General features: G+C 38.6%; 27 protein-coding genes. All 27 read right to left on the bottom strand.

Translation table 11 applies throughout. The features are described 5' to 3' along the window. Positions 1-4 precede the first annotated feature (4 nt). The 27 genes from secY to rpoC all read right to left on the bottom strand — a co-directional run bounded on the left by secY (position 5) and on the right by rpoC (position 18,755). Entirely contained in the window at positions 5-1,348 is a 1,344-nt protein-coding gene (gene secY / locus JCM15092_RS02395; protein WP_024993254.1) for a preprotein translocase subunit SecY, read from the bottom strand. A 4-nt stretch (positions 1,349-1,352) separates the two neighbouring features. Then, entirely contained in the window at positions 1,353-1,799 is a 447-nt protein-coding gene (gene rplO, locus JCM15092_RS02390; RefSeq protein WP_024993253.1) for a 50S ribosomal protein L15, read from the bottom strand. 28 nt (positions 1,800-1,827) lie between these two features. Then, positions 1,828-2,004 (bottom strand): 50S ribosomal protein L30, encoded by a 177-nt coding sequence (rpmD, locus tag JCM15092_RS02385; RefSeq protein WP_024993252.1) that lies wholly within the window; start codon positions 2,002-2,004, stop codon positions 1,828-1,830. An 11-nt stretch (positions 2,005-2,015) separates the two neighbouring features. After that, a complete protein-coding gene (rpsE, locus tag JCM15092_RS02380) occupies positions 2,016-2,531 on the bottom strand; it encodes a 30S ribosomal protein S5 (RefSeq protein WP_024993251.1) in 516 nt (171 codons plus the stop codon). A 6-nt stretch (positions 2,532-2,537) separates the two neighbouring features. After that, complete coding sequence (rplR, locus tag JCM15092_RS02375; RefSeq protein ID WP_024993250.1) at positions 2,538-2,879, bottom strand: 50S ribosomal protein L18; 342 nt, start codon at positions 2,877-2,879, stop codon at positions 2,538-2,540. A gap of 21 nt (positions 2,880-2,900) precedes the next feature. Beyond that, positions 2,901-3,470: a 50S ribosomal protein L6 gene (rplF, locus tag JCM15092_RS02370; RefSeq protein ID WP_024993249.1), complete on the bottom strand. Its 570-nt coding sequence runs from the start codon at positions 3,468-3,470 to the stop codon at positions 2,901-2,903. A 15-nt stretch (positions 3,471-3,485) separates the two neighbouring features. Then, positions 3,486-3,881, bottom strand: coding sequence for a 30S ribosomal protein S8 (rpsH, locus tag JCM15092_RS02365; protein ID WP_024993248.1), 396 nt, complete (start codon positions 3,879-3,881; stop codon positions 3,486-3,488). Between the two features lie 49 nt (positions 3,882-3,930). Continuing rightward, positions 3,931-4,230: a 30S ribosomal protein S14 gene (gene rpsN / locus JCM15092_RS02360; RefSeq protein ID WP_024993247.1), complete on the bottom strand. Its 300-nt coding sequence runs from the start codon at positions 4,228-4,230 to the stop codon at positions 3,931-3,933. 6 nt (positions 4,231-4,236) lie between these two features. Continuing rightward, a complete protein-coding gene (rplE, locus tag JCM15092_RS02355) occupies positions 4,237-4,794 on the bottom strand; it encodes a 50S ribosomal protein L5 (RefSeq protein WP_024993246.1) in 558 nt (185 codons plus the stop codon). Then, complete coding sequence (gene rplX, locus JCM15092_RS02350; RefSeq protein WP_024993245.1) at positions 4,794-5,117, bottom strand: 50S ribosomal protein L24; 324 nt, start codon at positions 5,115-5,117, stop codon at positions 4,794-4,796. The genes rplE and rplX overlap by 1 nt, the downstream gene beginning before the upstream one ends. 20 nt (positions 5,118-5,137) lie before the next feature. Further along, complete coding sequence (gene rplN / locus JCM15092_RS02345) at positions 5,138-5,503, bottom strand: 50S ribosomal protein L14 (RefSeq protein ID WP_024993244.1); 366 nt, start codon at positions 5,501-5,503, stop codon at positions 5,138-5,140. A 2-nt stretch (positions 5,504-5,505) separates the two neighbouring features. Beyond that, complete coding sequence (gene rpsQ / locus JCM15092_RS02340) at positions 5,506-5,763, bottom strand: 30S ribosomal protein S17 (protein WP_024993243.1); 258 nt, start codon at positions 5,761-5,763, stop codon at positions 5,506-5,508. An 8-nt stretch (positions 5,764-5,771) separates the two neighbouring features. Next, entirely contained in the window at positions 5,772-5,969 is a 198-nt protein-coding gene (gene rpmC, locus JCM15092_RS02335) for a 50S ribosomal protein L29 (protein WP_024993242.1), read from the bottom strand. Between the two features lie 6 nt (positions 5,970-5,975). Continuing rightward, entirely contained in the window at positions 5,976-6,410 is a 435-nt protein-coding gene (gene rplP, locus JCM15092_RS02330) for a 50S ribosomal protein L16 (protein WP_024993241.1), read from the bottom strand. Between the two features lie 21 nt (positions 6,411-6,431). Then, complete coding sequence (gene rpsC, locus JCM15092_RS02325; protein WP_024993240.1) at positions 6,432-7,160, bottom strand: 30S ribosomal protein S3; 729 nt, start codon at positions 7,158-7,160, stop codon at positions 6,432-6,434. Positions 7,161-7,166: 6 nt separating this feature from the next. Further along, positions 7,167-7,523, bottom strand: a complete 357-nt coding sequence (gene rplV / locus JCM15092_RS02320; RefSeq protein WP_024993239.1) for a 50S ribosomal protein L22 — start codon at positions 7,521-7,523, stop codon at positions 7,167-7,169. A gap of 90 nt (positions 7,524-7,613) precedes the next feature. Then, positions 7,614-7,883 carry a 30S ribosomal protein S19 gene (gene rpsS / locus JCM15092_RS02315; RefSeq protein WP_024993238.1) on the bottom strand — a complete coding sequence of 90 codons (270 nt, stop codon included), beginning with the start codon at positions 7,881-7,883 and terminating at the stop codon, positions 7,614-7,616. 22 nt (positions 7,884-7,905) lie between these two features. Further along, complete coding sequence (gene rplB, locus JCM15092_RS02310) at positions 7,906-8,727, bottom strand: 50S ribosomal protein L2 (protein ID WP_024993237.1); 822 nt, start codon at positions 8,725-8,727, stop codon at positions 7,906-7,908. A 5-nt stretch (positions 8,728-8,732) separates the two neighbouring features. Then, positions 8,733-9,023, bottom strand: a complete 291-nt coding sequence (gene rplW, locus JCM15092_RS02305; protein WP_024993236.1) for a 50S ribosomal protein L23 — start codon at positions 9,021-9,023, stop codon at positions 8,733-8,735. Between the two features lie 18 nt (positions 9,024-9,041). Beyond that, complete coding sequence (gene rplD / locus JCM15092_RS02300) at positions 9,042-9,668, bottom strand: 50S ribosomal protein L4 (protein ID WP_024993235.1); 627 nt, start codon at positions 9,666-9,668, stop codon at positions 9,042-9,044. After that, the gene (gene rplC / locus JCM15092_RS02295; protein ID WP_024993234.1) at positions 9,668-10,285 is read right to left on the bottom strand and encodes a 50S ribosomal protein L3; all 618 of its coding nucleotides are present in this window, start codon (positions 10,283-10,285) and stop codon (positions 9,668-9,670) included. The genes rplD and rplC overlap by 1 nt, the downstream gene beginning before the upstream one ends. A gap of 20 nt (positions 10,286-10,305) precedes the next feature. Beyond that, a complete protein-coding gene (rpsJ, locus tag JCM15092_RS02290) occupies positions 10,306-10,611 on the bottom strand; it encodes a 30S ribosomal protein S10 (RefSeq protein ID WP_004291244.1) in 306 nt (101 codons plus the stop codon). Positions 10,612-10,690: 79 nt separating this feature from the next. Further along, complete coding sequence (gene fusA / locus JCM15092_RS02285; RefSeq protein ID WP_024993233.1) at positions 10,691-12,808, bottom strand: elongation factor G; 2,118 nt, start codon at positions 12,806-12,808, stop codon at positions 10,691-10,693. A gap of 31 nt (positions 12,809-12,839) precedes the next feature. Next, on the bottom strand, positions 12,840-13,316 hold the full coding sequence (rpsG, locus tag JCM15092_RS02280) for a 30S ribosomal protein S7 (RefSeq protein ID WP_024993232.1): 477 nt from the start codon (positions 13,314-13,316) through the stop codon (positions 12,840-12,842). Between the two features lie 138 nt (positions 13,317-13,454). Then, entirely contained in the window at positions 13,455-13,859 is a 405-nt protein-coding gene (gene rpsL, locus JCM15092_RS02275) for a 30S ribosomal protein S12 (RefSeq protein WP_024993231.1), read from the bottom strand. A 184-nt stretch (positions 13,860-14,043) separates the two neighbouring features. Continuing rightward, positions 14,044-14,370: a DUF3467 domain-containing protein gene (locus JCM15092_RS02270; RefSeq protein ID WP_024993230.1), complete on the bottom strand. Its 327-nt coding sequence runs from the start codon at positions 14,368-14,370 to the stop codon at positions 14,044-14,046. Between the two features lie 104 nt (positions 14,371-14,474). After that, positions 14,475-18,755 carry a DNA-directed RNA polymerase subunit beta' gene (rpoC, locus tag JCM15092_RS02265; protein ID WP_024993229.1) on the bottom strand — a complete coding sequence of 1,427 codons (4,281 nt, stop codon included), beginning with the start codon at positions 18,753-18,755 and terminating at the stop codon, positions 14,475-14,477. Between the last annotated feature and the right edge of the window lie 2 nt (positions 18,756-18,757).

The raw sequence follows: 18,757 nt of genomic DNA, 5'->3' as shown, positions 1-18,757 counted from the left end.
CTGATTAATATGCTGCAACACCGTTACGGCCTCTAATTCTACCGGAATTAAGAAGTCCATCATAATGACGCATCAATAAATGGCTTTCTACTTGTTGTAATGTATCCAATACAACACCGACAAGAATCAAGAGTGATGTTCCTCCGAAGAATTGAGCAAACTCTGCTTTTACTCCAAAAACACCTGCAAAAGCGGGCATAATAGCTACAATTGCCAAAAACATAGATCCTGGTAAAGTAATACGAGACATGATAGCATCGATATACTCAGCAGTATCTTTTCCTGGTTTGATACCTGGAATAAAACCATTATTTCTCTTCATATCTTCAGACATCTGTGTAGGATTAATTGTAATTGCCGTATAGAAATAGGTAAATACAATTATCAGTAAAGCGAATACCACATTATATAGTAAACTAGTGTGATCAACCAATTGCTGAGTTACCCCACTTGCAGTTGATACATTAGAGAAACCTACAATAGTGATAGGTATAAACATAATAGCCTGAGCAAAAATGATAGGCATTACATTAGCCGCATTTACTTTCAAAGGTATATACTGTCTTGCACCACCATATTGTTTGTTACCGACTATTCTTTTTGCATATTGTACTGGCACTTTTCTAACGCCTTGTACCAAAAGAATTGAAGCAGAAATAACTAAAAGTAGGAAGACTATCTCTATCAAGAACATCACGATACCTCCAGCACCTGGAGAAGATAAGCGAGACACTACTTCTTGGAAAAGAGACTGAGGAAGACGAGCGATGATACCAACCAATATTATGAATGATATACCATTACCGATTCCTTTGTCTGTAATTCTCTCACCTAACCAAAGTATAAACATACTTCCTGCTGCTAGGATGATTGTAGAAGTAATTATGAAAAATGTCCAATCTAATGAAGCATTAAGCGATGGTCCAGCTTGCATCTTCAAGTTAAGCAAATATGACGGAGCTTGAAAAACCAAAATGGCAATAGTCAATATACGAGTATATTGATTTATCTTACGCCTTCCACTTTCACCTTCACGTTGAATTTTTTGAAAGTAAGGAACGGCTATCGCTAATAGTTGAATTACGATTGATGCCGAGATATAAGGCATAATTCCTAATGCAAAAATAGATGCATTAGAAAAAGCTCCACCAGAGAACATGTTTAACAAGGCTAATAGACCTTCACTTGTCTGTTTATGCAATTGTGTTAACATAGCAGGATTTATTCCCGGTAGGACCACATAAGATCCAAACCTATAAATTGCAACAAACAATATAGTTATGAGGATCCTTTTTCTAAGATCCTCAATATTCCATATATTTTTTAATGTTTCAATAGATTTTCTCATTGAATCAGAGTTTTATCGCATTACCACCAATAGCTTCGATCGCAGCAACAGCACTCTTAGAGAAAGCATTAGCTTCAATCTCGAGTTTTGTTGACAGGCTACCGTTACCAAGTACTTTTACTAATTGATTAGAAGATATGTATCCAGCTTCAACAAAGTCATTAATTCCAACCTTTGCCAAAGAGTTTTTCTTTGCCAAAGCATCGATAACGTCAAGATTAATAGCTTTATATTCAACGCGGTTGATATTCTTAAAACCAAATTTTGGAACTCTACGTTGAAGAGGCATCTGACCACCTTCAAAACCTATTTTTTTAGAGTATCCTGATCTTGATTTCGCTCCTTTATGACCTCTTGTTGAAGTACCACCCAAACCAGAACCTGGTCCACGACCGATTCTTTTTCTTGAATGAGTTGATCCTTCTGCAGGTTTTAAATTACTTAAATCCATATTGTAATCAGTTTTTTTTAACAATGAATTAATCTAGGATTGTAACTAAGTGTTTAACCTTATTTACCATTCCTAGGATAGAAGGAGTAGCTTCACGTTCAACAACTCGATTCATCTTATGAAGTCCTAATGCATCTAGCACTCTTTTCTGATCAGCTGGAGCACCAATTCTACTCTTAGTTTGTTTAATCTTTATAGTTGCCATATAAATTCTCCTTATCCTCTAAATACTTTTTCCATACTTATTCCACGGTTCTGAGCAACCATGCGAGCATCTCTCATCTCTCCTAGAGCAAGAATAGTTGCCTTAACCAAGTTGTGAGGATTTGAAGATCCTTTAGACTTAGCAAGAACATCAGTAATTCCTACGCTTTCAAGAACGGCACGCATAGCGCCACCAGCTACTACTCCAGTACCTGTTGATGCTGGTTTAATGAAAACCTCAGCACCACCAAACTTAGCAGATTGTTCATGAGGAACAGTTCCTTTAAGAACTGGTACACGAGTAAGGTTTTTCTTTGCAGCTTCAACGCCTTTAGCGATAGCAGCTGTAACTTCACCAGCCTTACCTAGTCCCCAACCAATAATACCGTCTTCGTTACCAACAACTACGATAGCAGAAAAACTGAATGTTCTACCACCCTTAGTAACTTTAGTAACACGGTTAATAGCAACTAATCTATCTTTTAACTCTATGTCGTTAGTGATTTTGATTTTATTATTAACTGCCATAATCTATTAAAATTTAAGTCCACCGTTACGAGCAGCATCAGCTACTTCTTTGATTCTCCCATGATATAAGTAACCATTACGGTCGAATACGACAGTCGTAATACCGGCTTCCTGAGCTTTTTTGGCAATCAGTTCACCAACTTTAGCAGCCTGATCTTTTTTAGGCATAACTTCCATTCCCAAAGAAGAAGCTGCCGCCAAAGTCTTTCCAGACAAGTCATCTATAACTTGAACATAGATCTGCTTGTTACTTCTAAATACACTCATACGCGGACGTTCAGTAGTACCTGAAATCTTATTGCGTACTCTATATTTGATCTTAATACGTCTTTCTATTTTTGTTGTCATGATTATACAATTTTATGTAAATTATTTAGCGCCTGCTGATTTACCAGACTTTCTACGAATTTCTTCGCCAACAAACTTAATACCTTTACCTTTATAAGGTTCTGGCTTACGGAAAGAGCGGATCTTAGAGCAAATCTGACCAAGCAATTGCTTATCACAAGATTCCAATATGATTAATGGATTCTTATTTCTTTCAGACTTTGTTTCAACTTTGATCTCTTCAGGTAACTGGAAGAAGATATTGTGAGTATAGCCTAAAGCAAAATCGATAATGTTACCATTGCTTGTAGCTCGGTAACCAACTCCGACTAATTCCAATTCTTTCTTGTAACCTTCAGATACGCCAACGACCATATTATTCAACAATGAACGATACAAGCCATGGAACGCATGTCTCTGCTTTGGGTTATCGAGCATTGCATTTTCATTCTCTTTCAACACCACTTGTCCCTCTTCGAAAGCGACTTCGATAGAAGGGTCAACAAACTGTGTAAGTTCACCTTTAGGCCCTTTAACTGTTACAGTATTATCTTTCATTGTTACTGTAACGCCTGCAGGTATATTAATGGGTAATTTTCCTATTCTTGACATTGCTTATCCTCCTTATTAATATACATAACAAAGAACTTCACCACCTATTTTAAGGTCAGCAGCCTCTTTATTTGTCATTACACCTTTTGAAGTAGATATTATAGCAATACCTAAACCATTAATAACTCTCGGCATGTCTTTATAGCCTGTGTACTTACGCATACCTGGAGAAGAAACTCTCTCAAGCTTTTTGATTGCGTTAACTTTGTTAACTGCATCGTACTTCAAAGCTACTTTAATTGTACCTTGAGGGCCATCTTCCAAGAACTTATAGTTCAAGATATAACCCTTGTCAAAAAGAATCTTTGTGATCTCCTTTTTCAAGTTTGAGGCAGGGACCTCAACGATTCTGTGCTTTGCACTAATTGCATTTCTCAACCTGGTGAGATAATCTGCGATTGGATCTGTCATATATTATAAATTAAATTAATCAGGACAACCCTGACAATATTTAAAAAAGTTACCAGCTTGCTTTCTTTACTCCTGGTATTAGTCCGTTAGAAGCCATTTCTCTGAATTGGATTCTTGATACTCCGAATTGACGAAGATAACCTTTTGGACGACCTGTCAACTTACAACGGTTATGCAAACGAATTGGATTAGCATTCTTTGGAATTGCCTGTAGCTTTTGAGCAGCCTCAAAAGCTTCTGCAGGATCTCCTGTCTGAACAATCTTCTTCAAAGCAGCACGTTTTTCAGCATATTTGGCTACAAGTTTAGCTCTTTTTACTTCACGAGCTTTCATTGATTCTTTTGCCATAATATATTAGTCTTTTTTAGAGTTCTTAAATGGTAAACCAAATTCTTTCAACAATGCATAACCTTCTTCATCTGTATTTGCAGAAGTTACAAAGGTAATATTCATTCCGAGAATTTTACTAATACTATCGATATTTATTTCAGGAAAAATAATTTGCTCTTGGATACCCAATGTATAATTACCTCTTCCGTCAAATTTACTTTCGATACCTTTGAAGTCACGAATACGTGGTAAAGCAACACGAACGAGCTTTTCCAAGAATTCATACATTCTCTCACGACGCAATGTCACCATAACGCCAATAGGCATTTTTTTACGCAACTTGAAGTTTGCGATATCTTTACGTGAGATAGTAGCAACGGCTTTCTGACCTGTAATTGCTGTCAACTCATTAATAGCAACCTCAATAATCTTCTTGTCTGCAACTGCGCTACCCAATCCTTGATTGATAACAATCTTCTTTAGAACTGGGACTTGCATTGCTGAAGAATACTGGAACTGTTCTTTTAATGCAGGAGCAATGCGCTCTGCATATTCTTTTTTAAGGCTAGCAGTATTACTCATTATTTAATCTCCTCTCCTGATTTTTTAGCATAACGAACAAATGTTCTTCCATCAGAACTTTCTCTTCTTCCCACACGTGTTGGTTTTCCAGTTTTAGGATCAACCACATTTAAGTTTGAGATATGGATAGGTGCTTCCTGTTTAACAATACCTCCCTGAGGATTTTTTGCATTAGGTTTAGTACTTTTAGATACCATATTAATACCCTCTACAAGTGCACGTCCTTTCTCTACAAGAACTTTTAACACGCGGCCAGTTTTACCTTTATCTTCACCAGAGTTTACGTAAACTGTATCGCCTTTTTTAATATGTAATTTACTCATTACTTAAATCTTTTACAAAATTAAAGTACTTCTGGTGCTAATGAAACTACCTTCATGTTTGCAGTACGCAATTCTCTTGCTACTGGACCGAAGATACGGCTACCTCTAATTTCACCTGCGTTGTTCAATAGAACGCAAGCATTATCATCAAAACGTATATAAGAACCATCCGCACGACGGATTTCCTTCTTTGTACGTACTATCAAAGCCTTTGACACTGCACCTTTTTTAACATCACTTGAGGGGATAACGCTCTTTACTGAAACGACAATTACATCCCCGACAGAGGCGTAACGTCTCTTTGTACCGCCTAAAACGCGAATACAAAGAGCCTCTTTAGCACCACTGTTGTCACATACTGTAAGTCTGGATTCTGCTTGTATCATAATTACTTAGCTCTTTCGATTATTTCAACCAATCTCCATCTCTTTGTTTTGCTCAAAGGACGAGTTTCCATGATAAGTACTTTATCACCGATATTGCTCTCGTTCTTTTCATCATGAGCATGGTATTTCTTAGTCTTGCTAATGAACTTACCATATATAGGGTGTTTCTCTTTGAATTTAGAAGCAACAGTGATGGTTTTATCCATCTTATTGCTTACTACAACACCCGTTCTTTCTTTTCTTAAATTTCTAGCTTCCATGAGGACTATTATTTATTGTTAAGTTCTCTCAGTCGTAATTCTGCTTTCATACGCGCAATAGTTCTGCGTAATTTTTTAATCTGTGCAGGATTATCCAGCGGAGAGATAGAATGATTTAAAACCATCTGATTGTAATTGGCAACTTCAGAATCAAGTCTTTCAGCCAATTCATTGGTAGCTATTTCTCTAATTTCTGCAATTTTCATAATAAATTAAGCATTTTGATTTTGAGCGTCATAATCACGTCTTACTATAAACTTAGTAGTAACTGGGAGTTTTTGAGCTGCTAAGCGCAAAGCCTCTTTAGCTACTTCGAAAGGAACACCTTCTGCTTCGATAATGATGCGACCTGGTGTAACAGGTGCTACGAAGCCCTCAGGGCTACCTTTACCTTTACCCATACGCACATCAGCTGGCTTACGAGTGATAGGTTTATCAGGGAATATACGAATCCAAATTTGTCCTTGACGTTGCATATATCTTGTCACTGCAATACGAGCAGCTTCAATTTGTCTTCCTGTAATCCACTTTGTCTCCAAAGATTTGATACCAAAAGAACCAAATGCCAATTGATTACCTCTCTGAGCAATTCCTTTTTGACGGCCCTTCTGCTGTCTTCTGAATTTTGTCTTTTTCGGTTGTAACATATTTCCTAAAATTCAAATTCGTTAGCGATTGTTTTTCTTTCTTTTGAAGTTCTTACCGCCGTTGTTGCTATTTCCACCGCGACCACTTTCTTTAGTCTGAGTAAAATTAGGTGCCAACTCTTTCTTTCCGAAAACTTCACCGCGGCAAATCCACACTTTAATACCTAGCAAACCAACTTTTGTCAAAGCTTCAGCATGACAATAGTCGATATCAGCACGGAATGTATGTAATGGAGTTCTTCCTTCCTTATACATTTCAGAACGAGCCATTTCAGCTCCATTTAAACGTCCTGAAATCAAAACTTTGATTCCCTCAGCGCCCATACGCATAGTATTTGCGATAGCCATCTTAATGGCACGGCGATAAGCTATTTTTCCTTCAACCTGACGTGCTATATTGTTTGCTACAATAACAGCGTCTAATTCTGGTCTCTTAACTTCGAAGATATTGATCTGAATATCTTTGTCAGTTATTTTCTTCAACTCTTCTTTAAGTTTATCAACTTCCTGGCCACCTTTACCAATGATAATACCTGGACGTGCTGTACATACAGTTATTGTAACCAGTTTCAATGTACGTTCTATTACAATACGTGATACGCTTGCTTTAGCAAGTCTGACACTTAAATACTTACGGATTTTACTATCTTCCAAAAGAGAATCACCGTAGTTTTTGCCACCATACCAATTAGAATCCCATCCTCTGATAATTCCTAAACGGTTGCTTATCGGATTAACTTTTTGTCCCATCTAGTTTTAATTTTGATTATCATTAGTATTTTTAGAATCAACGAACAGAGTCACATGATTTGAGCGTTTGCGAACTCGGTAACCTCTACCCTGTGGGGCTGGACGCATTCTTTTCAGCATAGCACCACCATCAACAAAAACCTTAGTTACAAATAGTTCACCATTCTCTGCTTTTCGTTCGTTTTTCTGCTCCCAGTTAGCAATAGCAGAGCGCAAAAGCTTTTCCACTCTTGCAGAAGCTTCTTTAGAAGAGAACTTCAAGACACCCAATGCACGGTTTACTTCCATTCCACGAATCATGTCAGCCACAAGGCGCATCTTACGTGGAGAAGTAGGAACATTCTGCAATTTTGCAAAATACATGGTCTTAAGGGCTTCTTTCCTTTTATCAGCCGATATTTTTTTCTTGCTCCCATTATTTATTACTTTATTTTTTTCTTTAAACTTTCCTGATTATCTTTTTTTATTTCCAGCATGACCACGGAAAGTACGAGTTGGAGCAAATTCTCCTAACTTATGACCAACCATGTTTTCTGTAACATAAACAGGAATAAATTTATTTCCGTTATGAACTGCAATTGTATGCCCTACAAAATCAGGGGAAATCATTGAAGCTCTAGCCCATGTTTTAACAACATTCTTTTTGCCGCTTTCATTCATAGCAAGAACTTTGCTTTCAAGCTTAACGTTGATATATGGACCTTTTTTTAATGAACGACTCATAATTTACTCAATTAATCAATTATTACTTTCTTCTCTCAATAATATACTTAGAAGATTGTTTCTTAGGAGCTCTTGTCTTCAAGCCCTTAGCATACAATCCAGTACGTGATCTTGGATGACCTCCTGACTGACGGCCTTCACCACCACCCATTGGGTGATCAACAGGGTTCATAACAACACCACGGTTGTGAGGACGACGTCCTAACCAACGAGAGCGTCCAGCCTTGCCTGATGATTCCAATCCATGATCTGAGTTTCCAACGCTACCAATAGTAGCTTTACATGAACTAAGTATTTGTCTAACCTCTCCTGAAGGCAACTTGATAACACAGTATTTACCTTCTCTTGATGTTAACTGAGCAAAATTACCAGCTGATCTAACTAGAGCTGCACCTTGTCCTGGACGTAATTCAATGTTGTGAATTACAGTACCAACTGGGATGTTTTCTAGCGGCAATGCATTACCAATCTCAGGCGCTGCAGTCGCTCCAGACAACAAAGTACTACCAACTTGCAATCCATTAGGAGCAATAATATATCTCTTTTCGCCATCAGCATAATACAACAAAGCGATACGAGCCGAACGATTTGGATCGTATTCAATTGTCTTAACAACTGCTGGGACACCGTCCTTATTTCTCTTGAAGTCAATTAAACGGAATTTTCTCTTATGACCGCCACCAAGGTAACGCATTGTCATCTTACCTACATTGTTACGGCCACCAGTTACTCGTTTACCAAAAACAAGAGACTTTTCTGGTACTGACGCAGTAATTTCCTCAAAAGTACCAATAATTTTATGTCTTTGCCCCGGTGTTGTGGGCTTAAATTTACGTACTGCCATCTTATTTAAATATTGCTATAAAAATCAATAGTATCACCTTCTTTTAATGTCACGATAGCCTTTTTGAAAGCATTTGTACGACCAGTGATCAAGCCAGATTTTGTATAACGGCTCTTATTCTTTCCAGAATATCTGATTGTATTTATGTCTACTACTGTAACATTATATAATCCTTCTATCTCTCTCTTAATTTCCAATTTGTTAGCCTCAGGACGCACGATAAAACCGAAACGATTTAACTTTTCGGTCATTGCAGTCATCTTTTCTGTTACTAACGGTTTAATAATAATACTCATTATGTAAGCCTCCTTTTATTAAGATAAGATATTATCAATAGCTTTCAGTGAACTTTCAGTCACAACAAGAGATTCTGCATTCAATACCTTGTAAGTATTTAACGCAGAAGCAAGTATAACATTAGCACGCTGAATGTTACGAGCCGACAAATATACGTTTTTATCTGCTTCTGACAAAACTAAAAGCAATTTCTTATCTGCAACTTTAAGATTATTTACCATTGCAATAAATTCCTTAGTTTTAGGAGCTTCAAATGAGAAGTCTTCAACTACAGTTATTGCATTAGCCTGAGCCTTATAAGATAAAGCAGAGCGACGAGCTAAATCCTTAACTTTCTTGTTAAGTTTGAACCAATAGTCACGTGGTTTTGGACCGAATACACGAGCACCACCTACCAAAACAGGAGAGTTGATATCACCACGACGTGCACCACCACCACCTTTTTGACGACCTAATTTACGAGTAGAACCACTGAGTTCGCTTCTCTCTTTTGACTTGTGAGTTCCCTGACGTTGATTAGCCAAGAACTGCTTTACATCTAGATAGATAGCGTGGTCATTTGGTTCAATTCCGAAGACAGATTCGTTTAACGTAACCTTTCTTCCGGTATCTTCACCTTTAATGTTATATACGTTAACTTCCATTATTTTTCAATTAATACGATTGAACCTTTGCAACCTGGTACAGAACCCTTTATCAGAAGAAGGTTATGTTCCGAAATTACTTTTAATACTTGTAAATTATGTGTAGTAACACGATCGCCACCTAGCTGACCACCCATGCGCATTCCTTTGAATACTTTTGCTGGGTAAGAACAAGCACCGATAGAACCTGGTTTACGAGCGCGGTTATGCTGACCGTGAGTAGCCTGACCTACACCACCAAAACCATGTCTCTTAACTACACCTTGGAAACCTTTACCTTTAGAAGTTCCAACAACATCTACAAATGTTGCATCATTGAAAAAGTCTACTGTTAAAGTATCACCCAAATTTAGCTCATTTCCAAAATCTTTGAACTCGGCCAAGTGTCTCTTTGGTGTTACTCCAGCTCTTTTAAAATGTCCCATCAAAGGTTTTGTAGTATGCTTCTCTTTCTTTTCTTGGAAACCAAGCTGAACAGCTGCATAACCATCCTTCTCAACATTTTTAACCTGAGTAACCACACAAGGACCAACTTCGATAACAGTGCATGGTACATTCTTACCATCAGCACTGAAAACGGATGTCATTCCGATTTTCTTTCCTAATAATCCTGGCATTTCAGTTAATTTTTAATTTATCAAACTTTAATTTCTACTTCTACTCCACTTGGTAACTCCAACTTCATAAGTGCATCTACTGTCTTAGCTGTTGAGCTATAGATGTCGATCAATCTCTTATAAGAAGAGAGTTCGAACTGTTCACGTGACTTCTTGTTAACGAAAGTCGAACGGTTTACTGTGAAGATACGTTTGTGAGTTGGCAATGGAATTGGACCACTGACAATAGCTCCTGTAGTCTTCACTGTTCTAACGATTTTCTCAGCTGACTTGTCAACCAAGTTGTGATCGTAAGATTTGAGTTTGATTCTAATTTTTTGACTCATTGTTTTATTTATAAAATTATTAATAATAAATAAGGGGGCAGATTAAGAGTCATTCGCTAATCTGGCGCCCCTAATTTTTTTATACTAAATCAGTACGTCCTTTTACTTCCTCAAGTACAGCCTTAGCAATTGAACTAGAAACCTGTGCATGATGATCGTAAGTCATTGAAGATGTAGCACGACCTGAAGTGATTGTACGCAAAGCTGTTACATAACCGAACATTTCAGCCAATGGAACTTTTGCTTTAACGATACGAGCACCTGAACGGCTGTTCTCCATACCTTCAACCTGACCACGACGTTTATTCAAGTCACCGATCACATCACCCATGTTCTCCTCAGGAGTAACAACTTCGAGTTTCATGATTGGCTCCATAAGAGCTGGACCGGCCTTAGCACAAGCATTCTTGTATGCCTGGATAGCACAGATCTCAAATGACAACTGGTCAGAGTCTACTGGATGGAAAGAACCATCTTTAAGAACAACCTTCAAAGAATCAAGAGGGTAACCAGCCAATACACCATTCTTCATAGCTGTATTGAAACCTTTCTGAACTGAAGGGATAAACTCTTTAGGGATATTACCACCCTTAACCTCGTCAACAAACTGAAGACCACCCAATGCATAATCAGCATCAACTGGGCCGATTGTTACTATGATATCAGCAAACTTACCACGACCACCTGACTGTTTCTTGTAAACTTCACGAAGCTCAACAGTCTTAGTGATAGCCTCTTTGTAAGCTACCTGTGGACGACCTTGGTTACATTCAACCTTGAACTCACGTTTCAAACGGTCGATGATGATATCAAGGTGAAGCTCACCCATACCTTCAATAACTGTCTGACCTGTCTGCTCATCAGTGTGAACGCGGAATGTTGGATCCTCTTCAGCAAGCTTAGCAAGACCTGTTGAAAGTTTGTCAAGGTCTTTCTGAGTCTTAGGCTCAATAGCGATACCGATAACTGGTTCTGGGAAGTCCATAGATTCAAGAACTATAGGAGCTGTCTCATCACACAAAGTATCACCAGTACGGATATCTTTAAAACCAACGCCTGCACCAATATCACCAGCTCCAATTACTTCAACAGGATTCTGTTTGTTTGAGTGCATCTGGAAAAGACGTGATACACGTTCTTTCTTTCCTGAGCGAGAGTTGTATATATATGAGCCAGATTCAATCTTACCTGAGTATACGCGGAAGAAAGTAAGACGACCAACATAAGGGTCGGTTGCAATCTTGAACGCAAGAGCTGCAGTCTTATCGTCCTCATCTGGGCAACGATCTTCTTCAGCACCAGTTGAAGGGTTAGTTCCCTGAATATTTGGTGTGTCAAGCGGAGAAGGCAAGAATGCACATACATAATCAATAAGAGTCTGAACACCCTTATTCTTAAATGAAGAACCACACAACATAGGAACGATTTCCATCTTAAGAGTACCGGCACGCAAAGCTCTAAGAACCTCTTCTTCTGTGATCTGTGAAGGATCATCAAAGAATTTTTCCATAAGAGCCTCATCAAATTCAGCTACTTTTTCTAGAAGTTTATCTTTCCACTCATTTGCTTCATCAACAAGATTAGCAGGAATATCCTCTTCTGAGTAGTCAGCACCCATTGTTTCATCATGCCAAAGGATAGCTTTCATCTTTATAAGGTCAACAACACCTTTAAAGCTTTCCTCTTCACCGATAGGGATTACAATAGGACATGGGTTAGCACCTAGGACGTCCTTCATCTGGCGAACAACTTCAAAGAAGTCAGCGCCAGAACGGTCCATCTTGTTTACATAACCAATTCTAGGAACATTATATTTGTCAGCCTGACGCCAAACAGTTTCTGACTGTGGTTCAACTCCACCTACAGCGCAATATGTTGCAACAGCACCATCAAGAACACGCAATGAACGTTCTACCTCAGCAGTAAAGTCAACGTGTCCCGGAGTATCAATCAAGTTAATCTTATATGTATTTCCATCCCACTTCCAACGAGTAGTTGTAGCTGCAGATGTAATAGTAATACCACGCTCTTGCTCCTGCTCCATCCAGTCCATTGTAGCTGCACCATCATGAACCTCACCGATTTTGTGAGTCAATCCAGTGTAGAACAATATACGTTCAGAAGTAGTTGTCTTACCAGCATCGATGTGAGCCATGATACCAATATTACGAGTCAAATGCAAATCATGTTTAGCCATTTTAATCCTTTTCTTTTATATTATTACTTGATTAGAATCTGAAATGAGCAAATGCACGGTTAGCTTCTGCCATGCGGTGCATATCTTCTTTACGCTTATATGCGCCACCTTGTTCATTGAAAGCATCGATGATTTCAGCTGCCAATTTATCAGACATAGACTTGCCACCACGTTTGCGAGCATATAAAATCAAATTCTTCATAGAAATTGACTCCTTACGGTCAGGACGGATTTCTGTTGGAACCTGGAAAGTAGCTCCACCTACACGGCGAGACTTAACCTCCAACTGTGGAGTAACATTCTCCAATGCTTTTTTCCAAATTTCCAAAGCAGATTTTTCTTCGTTTGGAAGTTTTGCTTTAACGACTTCTAATGAATCGTAGAAAATTTCGTAAGAAGTATTCTTCTTTCCATCATACATAAGATGGTTAACGAACTTTGAAACTTTCTGATCATTAAATACTGGATCTGGAAGGATCACACGTTTTTTTGGTTTTGCTTTTCTCATTTTAATTGAAAATAATGTTTTGTTTGAGGTTGCATCTTTGTCTTCTTCAACACTTCCACCGAAGTATTTACTCAACCCTTAAGCTTATCCAACAAACCAAAACGTAATTAAAAAATCTATTTTTCTTTTTTTTAAGAATTACTTCTTACCTTTTGTAGCAGGTGCTTGTCCTGGTTTTGGACGCTTAGCTCCATACTTAGAACGTCTCTGAGTACGACCAGCTACTCCAGCTGTATCCAATGTACCACGAACGATATGATAGCGTACACCTGGAAGGTCTTTAACACGACCGCCACGTACCAAAACGATTGAGTGCTCCTGCAAGTTGTGACCTTCTCCTGGGATGTATGAGTTAACTTCCTTAGAGTTTGTCAGACGCACACGAGCAACTTTACGCATTGCTGAGTTAGGTTTCTTAGGAGTTGTAGTATATACACGAACACAAACACCACGTCTCTGTGGACATGAGTCTAGTGCTGGTGATTTACTCTTCTCAACCAAAACCTCTCTTCCTTTTCTTACTAATTGTTGAATAGTAGGCATTTTGTTTGATTTTTAATTATTATATATTGTTTATTAATATGCTAAAGTCATCCAAAACTATACATTTTGGGCTGCAAAGTTACAAATAACATTTTAATAAACAATACCTTTAATATATAAAAATATGCCTGTATCCAAAAAAAACTTTTGAATAACAGGCATATAAATATCTTCGAAAATGTAATTAAGCCTCTCCCTTGAAACCACCTATCGGGGGAATATAAGTCTCATTATCATCTTCACGTTGAGGGTGCGACATTCGTATTTCACCAAATGTTTTCTCATATCTGGTTATGTTCTCCTGAAGTGCATAAAGCAATCTTTTTGCATGTTCAGGAGCCATTATTACTCTTGTCTGCACCTTTGTTTTTTTTAAGCCTGGCAAAATCTTTACAAAATCAAGTATAAATTCCGAGCTTGAATGAGATATTATAGCAAGATTTGAGTAGTTTCCTTCAGCTACATCGTCCTGAAGTTCAATCTGCAAGTCATGTAATTCTTTTCTTTCCATTTCCTACTGGTTTACGTTTGATAACAAATATATCTATTTTTATTGGATAAAAAAGAAGAAGCAGCCAATATATGACTGCTTCTTCTATCAATTATACAGATTTATTATTCAGCGTAATCTATAATGTTCTTTCTGTTAGCTTGAATTCTTTCGTATTCATCTTTTGAGCCAACAACAATCTTTTCAAATTCACGTTGACCTGTACCGGCAGGGATCAAGTGACCGCAGATCACATTCTCCTTCATACCTTCAAGTCTGTCAACTTTACCATTGATTGCAGCATCGTTGAGGACTTTGGTTGTTTCCTGGAATGATGCAGCCGACATGAAGCTAGATGTTCCCAATGCAGCACGTGTTATACCTTGCAGAATCTGAGTAGATGTAGCAGGTACAGCATCACGTACTTCAACAAGTCTGAGGTCACGGCGTTTTAACATACTGTTTTCATCACGTAGTTTACGAGCTGTAACGATCTGTCCAGGTTGCAAGTTCTGAGAGTCACCAGCATCGACAACAACTTTCTTACCCCATATACGGTCATTTTCCTCCATGAAGTCTTGTTTGTCTACAACCTGTTGTTCCAAGAAACGAGTATCACCTGCTTCGCCAATCTGTACTTTACGCATCATCTGACGAACGATAATTTCAAAGTGCTTGTCATTGATCTTCACACCCTGCAGACGATATACGTCCTGAACCTCATTAACGATATATTCCTGAACAGCAGTAGGACCCTTGATAGCAAGGATATCTGCTGGAGTAGTAGCACCGTCAGAAAGTGGAGTACCGGCTCTTACGTAGTCATTCTCCTGAACAAGAATTTGCTTAGAAAGATTTACAAGATACTTCTTAACCTCACCAGTCTTAGATGTTACAACAATTTCACGGTTACCACGCTTAATCTTACCCATAGTGATCTCACCATCGATTTCAGATACAACTGCAGGGTTAGATGGATTACGAGCCTCAAACAATTCAGTTACACGAGGCAAACCACCTGTGATATCACCTGCCTTACCTACAGCACGAGGAATCTTAACCAATATATCACCTGCTTTCACAGACTGTTTGTCTTCGATTACAACGTGACCACCCACTGGGAAGTTGTATGTACGTATCAAACCTCCCTTTTCGCCCATAATATGAGCAGATGGAACTTTTGTCTTATCTTTAGATTCTATGATGATAATTTCGCGTAAACCGGTTGCTTCATCCGAATCAACCTTGTATGTTATATTCTCAATCATAGATTCGAATTCAATCTTACCTGTTGCTTCAGTAATGATAACAGCATTGAATGGATCCCACTTAGCGATAAGTTTGCCCTTGTCAACGACATCACCATCTGAAACAAATAGTTTAGAACCGTAAGGTACATTGTGAGTAGAAAGGATAATACCAGTGTTTACATCAACAAAGCGTACTTCAGCCAAACGACCAACTACAACTTTAACCAATTCACCTGATTCATCCACTGTATCAACAGTACGCAACTCTTCGAACTCAAGTCTTGCATCATTCTTAGCTACGATGCTAGCATTTGCTGCCATGTTACCGGCGATACCACCGGCATGGAATGTACGAAGTGTCAACTGAGTACCAGGCTCACCGATTGACTGTGCAGCAATAACGCCGACAGCTTCACCTTTCTGAACCATCTGGCTTGATGCAAGGTTACGTCCGTAACACTTAGCACAAACGCCCTTCTTAGATTCACAAGTAAGCACTGAACGTATTTCAACACTCTCTATTGGAGAGTTTTCAATCTCTTGTGCTATAGGTTCAGTAATCTCTTCACCACCTGCAACAATCATCTTACCTGTAGTAGGATGTATGATATCATGTACAGATACACGTCCGAGGATACGTTCGTAAAGTGTAGCGATAACCTCATCGTTGTTCTTCAATGCAGTACATACTAGACCACGTAATGTTCCACAGTCCTCTTCATTGATGATAACATCATGAGAAACGTCAACAAGACGACGAGTCAGATAACCTGCATCGGCAGTCTTAAGCGCTGTATCGGCAAGACCTTTACGAGCACCGTGGGTAGAGATAAAGTACTCAAGAACCGAAAGACCCTCCTTAAAGTTAGAAAGAATAGGGTTCTCAATAATCTGTGCACCTTCAGCACCAGCTTTCTGAGGTTTTGCCATCAAACCACGCATACCTGAAAGCTGACGAATCTGTTCTTTAGAACCACGGGCACCAGAGTCAAGCATCATAAATACTGAGTTGAATCCTTGATCGTCGTTCTTAATAGTTTTGTAGAGGATATCTGACAAGTCACTGTTTACGTGTGTCCAAGTATCGATAACCTGGTTGTAACGTTCATTGTCAGTGATGAAACCCATGTTATAGTTCATCATAATCTGTTCTACCTCTTCGTTACCGCGTTTCACAAGTTCCTCTTTCTCCTTAGGGATAATGATATCACCCAAGTTGAATGAAAGACCACCCTTGAACGCCATATAATAACCAAGATTCTTTATTCCGTCCAGGAATGTACAAGCTCTTGCAACACCGACAGTCTTAATTACATTACTGATGATATCGCGAAGAGATTTCTTTGATATAATAGTATTCAGGTAACCAACTTCGTAAGGTACTATCTCATTAACGATAACACGTCCTACAGAAGTCTCCTTCATCATTACGTCTACAATATTTCCTTCACTATCCAAGTCCTTAACAATAACGCTTATTATAGCATGGATATCTACCTTGCCTTCGTTATAAGCTATCATTGCCTCTTCAGCACCGTAGAATATCAGACCTTCACCCTTAGCACCTTTTCTTAGCTTAGTAATATAGTAAAGACCAAGAACCATATCCTGAGCAGGAACGGTAATAGGAGCACCATTAGCAGGGTTCAAGATATTGTGCGACTGAATCATAAGCATCTGAGCCTCAAGAACAGCCTCATTGCTTAGCGGCAAGTGCACAGCCATCTGGTCACCATCGAAGTCGGCGTTGAACGCAGTACATGCTAATGGGTGAAGCTGGATAGCTTTACCTTCAATCATATGAGGTTGGAATGCTTGAATACCAAGACGATGCAATGTAGGGGCACGGTTCAATAGAACTGGATGACCTTTCATTACATGCTCAAGGATATCCCAAATAACAGGCTCTTTTCTGTCAACGATCTTCTTCGCTGATTTAACAGTCTTAACAATACCTCTCTCTATCAACTTACGTATGATAAATGGTTTGTAAAGTTCTGCAGCCATCAATTTAGGAATACCACATTCACCCATCTTCAATTCAGGACCAACGACGATAACTGAACGAGCAGAGTAGTCAACACGTTTACCTAACAGGTTCTGACGGAAACGACCTTGCTTACCCTTCAAACTGTCTGACAAAGACTTCAAAGGACGGTTAGCATCTGTCTTAACTGCGCTTGATTTTCTTGAGTTGTCGAATAGTGAGTCAACAGCTTCCTGAAGCATACGTTTCTCGTTACGTAGAATTACTTCCGGAGCCTTGATCTCTATAAGTCTCTTCAAACGGTTGTTACGTATAATAACACGACGATAAAGGTCATTCAAATCAGATGTAGCGAAACGACCACCATCAAGTGGCACCAATGGACGAAGTTCAGGTGGAATAACAGGTACAATCTTCACAATCATCCATTCAGGTTTATTTCTACCCTTAGATGCTCTGAAAGATTCTACAACCTGTAATCTCTTCAATGCTTCGTTTTTTCTCTGCTGAGAAGAGTCATTGCCAGCCTTGTTACGCAAATCGTATGAAAGAGAGTCAAGATCCAATTTTGCCAACATATCATAGATAGCGTCAGCACCCATCTTAGCGATGAATTTGTTTGGATCAGTATCTTCAAGATACTGATTCTCCTTTGGCAATTTATCAAGGATGTTTAGATATTCCTCTTCAGATAGAAGGTCATATTCATTAATCCCCTCTTCAGCCATAATACCTGGCTGTATGACTACATAACGTTCATAATATATTATAGAATCAAGTTTCTTTGTTGGCAAGCCTAAAAGATAACCGATTTTATTTGGCAAAGAACGGAAATACCATATGTGAGCAACAGGAACAACAAGTTGTATATGTCCCATTCTTTCACGACGTACTTTCTTTTCAGTTACCTCAACACCACAACGGTCACAAACGATACCTTTATATCTAATACGTTTGTATTTACCACAATGGCATTCATAATCCTTTACAGGACCGAATATTCTTTCGCAGAACAGACCGTCGCGCTCAGGTTTGTATGTTCGGTAATTGATGGTTTCAGGTTTTAAGACCTCACCACTCGAATTCTCTAAGATTTCTTCAGGAGAAGCGAGTCCGATAGAAATTTTCGAGAAATTACTCTTTATCTTAGTTTCTTTTCTAAAAGCCATAC

It is taken from the genome of Phocaeicola paurosaccharolyticus JCM 15092 (genome assembly GCF_000613805.1).
GTDB lineage: Bacteria > Bacteroidota > Bacteroidia > Bacteroidales > Bacteroidaceae > Phocaeicola > Phocaeicola paurosaccharolyticus.
The sequence above is the reverse complement of the archived record's forward strand: the minus strand, read 5'-3'. Positions and strand labels throughout refer to the sequence as shown.

Coding starts and splice junctions, on each gene's coding strand:
- secY (WP_024993254.1), bottom strand. CDS start 1,348: ATGAGAAAATCTATTGAAACATTAAAAAATATATGGAATATTGAGGAT.
- rplO (WP_024993253.1), bottom strand. CDS start 1,799: ATGGATTTAAGTAATTTAAAACCTGCAGAAGGATCAACTCATTCAAGA.
- rpmD (WP_024993252.1), bottom strand. CDS start 2,004: ATGGCAACTATAAAGATTAAACAAACTAAGAGTAGAATTGGTGCTCCA.
- rpsE (WP_024993251.1), bottom strand. CDS start 2,531: ATGGCAGTTAATAATAAAATCAAAATCACTAACGACATAGAGTTAAAA.
- rplR (WP_024993250.1), bottom strand. CDS start 2,879: ATGACAACAAAAATAGAAAGACGTATTAAGATCAAATATAGAGTACGC.
- rplF (WP_024993249.1), bottom strand. CDS start 3,470: ATGTCAAGAATAGGAAAATTACCCATTAATATACCTGCAGGCGTTACA.
- rpsH (WP_024993248.1), bottom strand. CDS start 3,881: ATGACAGATCCAATCGCAGATTATCTCACCAGGTTGAGAAATGCAATT.
- rpsN (WP_024993247.1), bottom strand. CDS start 4,230: ATGGCAAAAGAATCAATGAAAGCTCGTGAAGTAAAAAGAGCTAAACTT.
- rplE (WP_024993246.1), bottom strand. CDS start 4,794: ATGAGTAATACTGCTAGCCTTAAAAAAGAATATGCAGAGCGCATTGCT.
- rplX (WP_024993245.1), bottom strand. CDS start 5,117: ATGAGTAAATTACATATTAAAAAAGGCGATACAGTTTACGTAAACTCT.
- rplN (WP_024993244.1), bottom strand. CDS start 5,503: ATGATACAAGCAGAATCCAGACTTACAGTATGTGACAACAGTGGTGCT.
- rpsQ (WP_024993243.1), bottom strand. CDS start 5,763: ATGGAAGCTAGAAATTTAAGAAAAGAAAGAACGGGTGTTGTAGTAAGC.
- rpmC (WP_024993242.1), bottom strand. CDS start 5,969: ATGAAAATTGCAGAAATTAGAGAAATAGCTACCAATGAATTGGCTGAA.
- rplP (WP_024993241.1), bottom strand. CDS start 6,410: ATGTTACAACCGAAAAAGACAAAATTCAGAAGACAGCAGAAGGGCCGT.
- rpsC (WP_024993240.1), bottom strand. CDS start 7,160: ATGGGACAAAAAGTTAATCCGATAAGCAACCGTTTAGGAATTATCAGA.
- rplV (WP_024993239.1), bottom strand. CDS start 7,523: ATGTATTTTGCAAAATTGCAGAATGTTCCTACTTCTCCACGTAAGATG.
- rpsS (WP_024993238.1), bottom strand. CDS start 7,883: ATGAGTCGTTCATTAAAAAAAGGTCCATATATCAACGTTAAGCTTGAA.
- rplB (WP_024993237.1), bottom strand. CDS start 8,727: ATGGCAGTACGTAAATTTAAGCCCACAACACCGGGGCAAAGACATAAA.
- rplW (WP_024993236.1), bottom strand. CDS start 9,023: ATGAGTATTATTATTAAACCGTTAGTAACAGAAAAGATGACTGCAATG.
- rplD (WP_024993235.1), bottom strand. CDS start 9,668: ATGGAAGTTAACGTATATAACATTAAAGGTGAAGATACCGGAAGAAAG.
- rplC (WP_024993234.1), bottom strand. CDS start 10,285: ATGCCAGGATTATTAGGAAAGAAAATCGGAATGACATCCGTTTTCAGT.
- rpsJ (WP_004291244.1), bottom strand. CDS start 10,611: ATGAGTCAAAAAATTAGAATCAAACTCAAATCTTACGATCACAACTTG.
- fusA (WP_024993233.1), bottom strand. CDS start 12,808: ATGGCTAAACATGATTTGCATTTGACTCGTAATATTGGTATCATGGCT.
- rpsG (WP_024993232.1), bottom strand. CDS start 13,316: ATGAGAAAAGCAAAACCAAAAAAACGTGTGATCCTTCCAGATCCAGTA.
- rpsL (WP_024993231.1), bottom strand. CDS start 13,859: ATGCCTACTATTCAACAATTAGTAAGAAAAGGAAGAGAGGTTTTGGTT.
- JCM15092_RS02270 (WP_024993230.1), bottom strand. CDS start 14,370: ATGGAAAGAAAAGAATTACATGACTTGCAGATTGAACTTCAGGACGAT.
- rpoC (WP_024993229.1), bottom strand. CDS start 18,755: ATGGCTTTTAGAAAAGAAACTAAGATAAAGAGTAATTTCTCGAAAATT.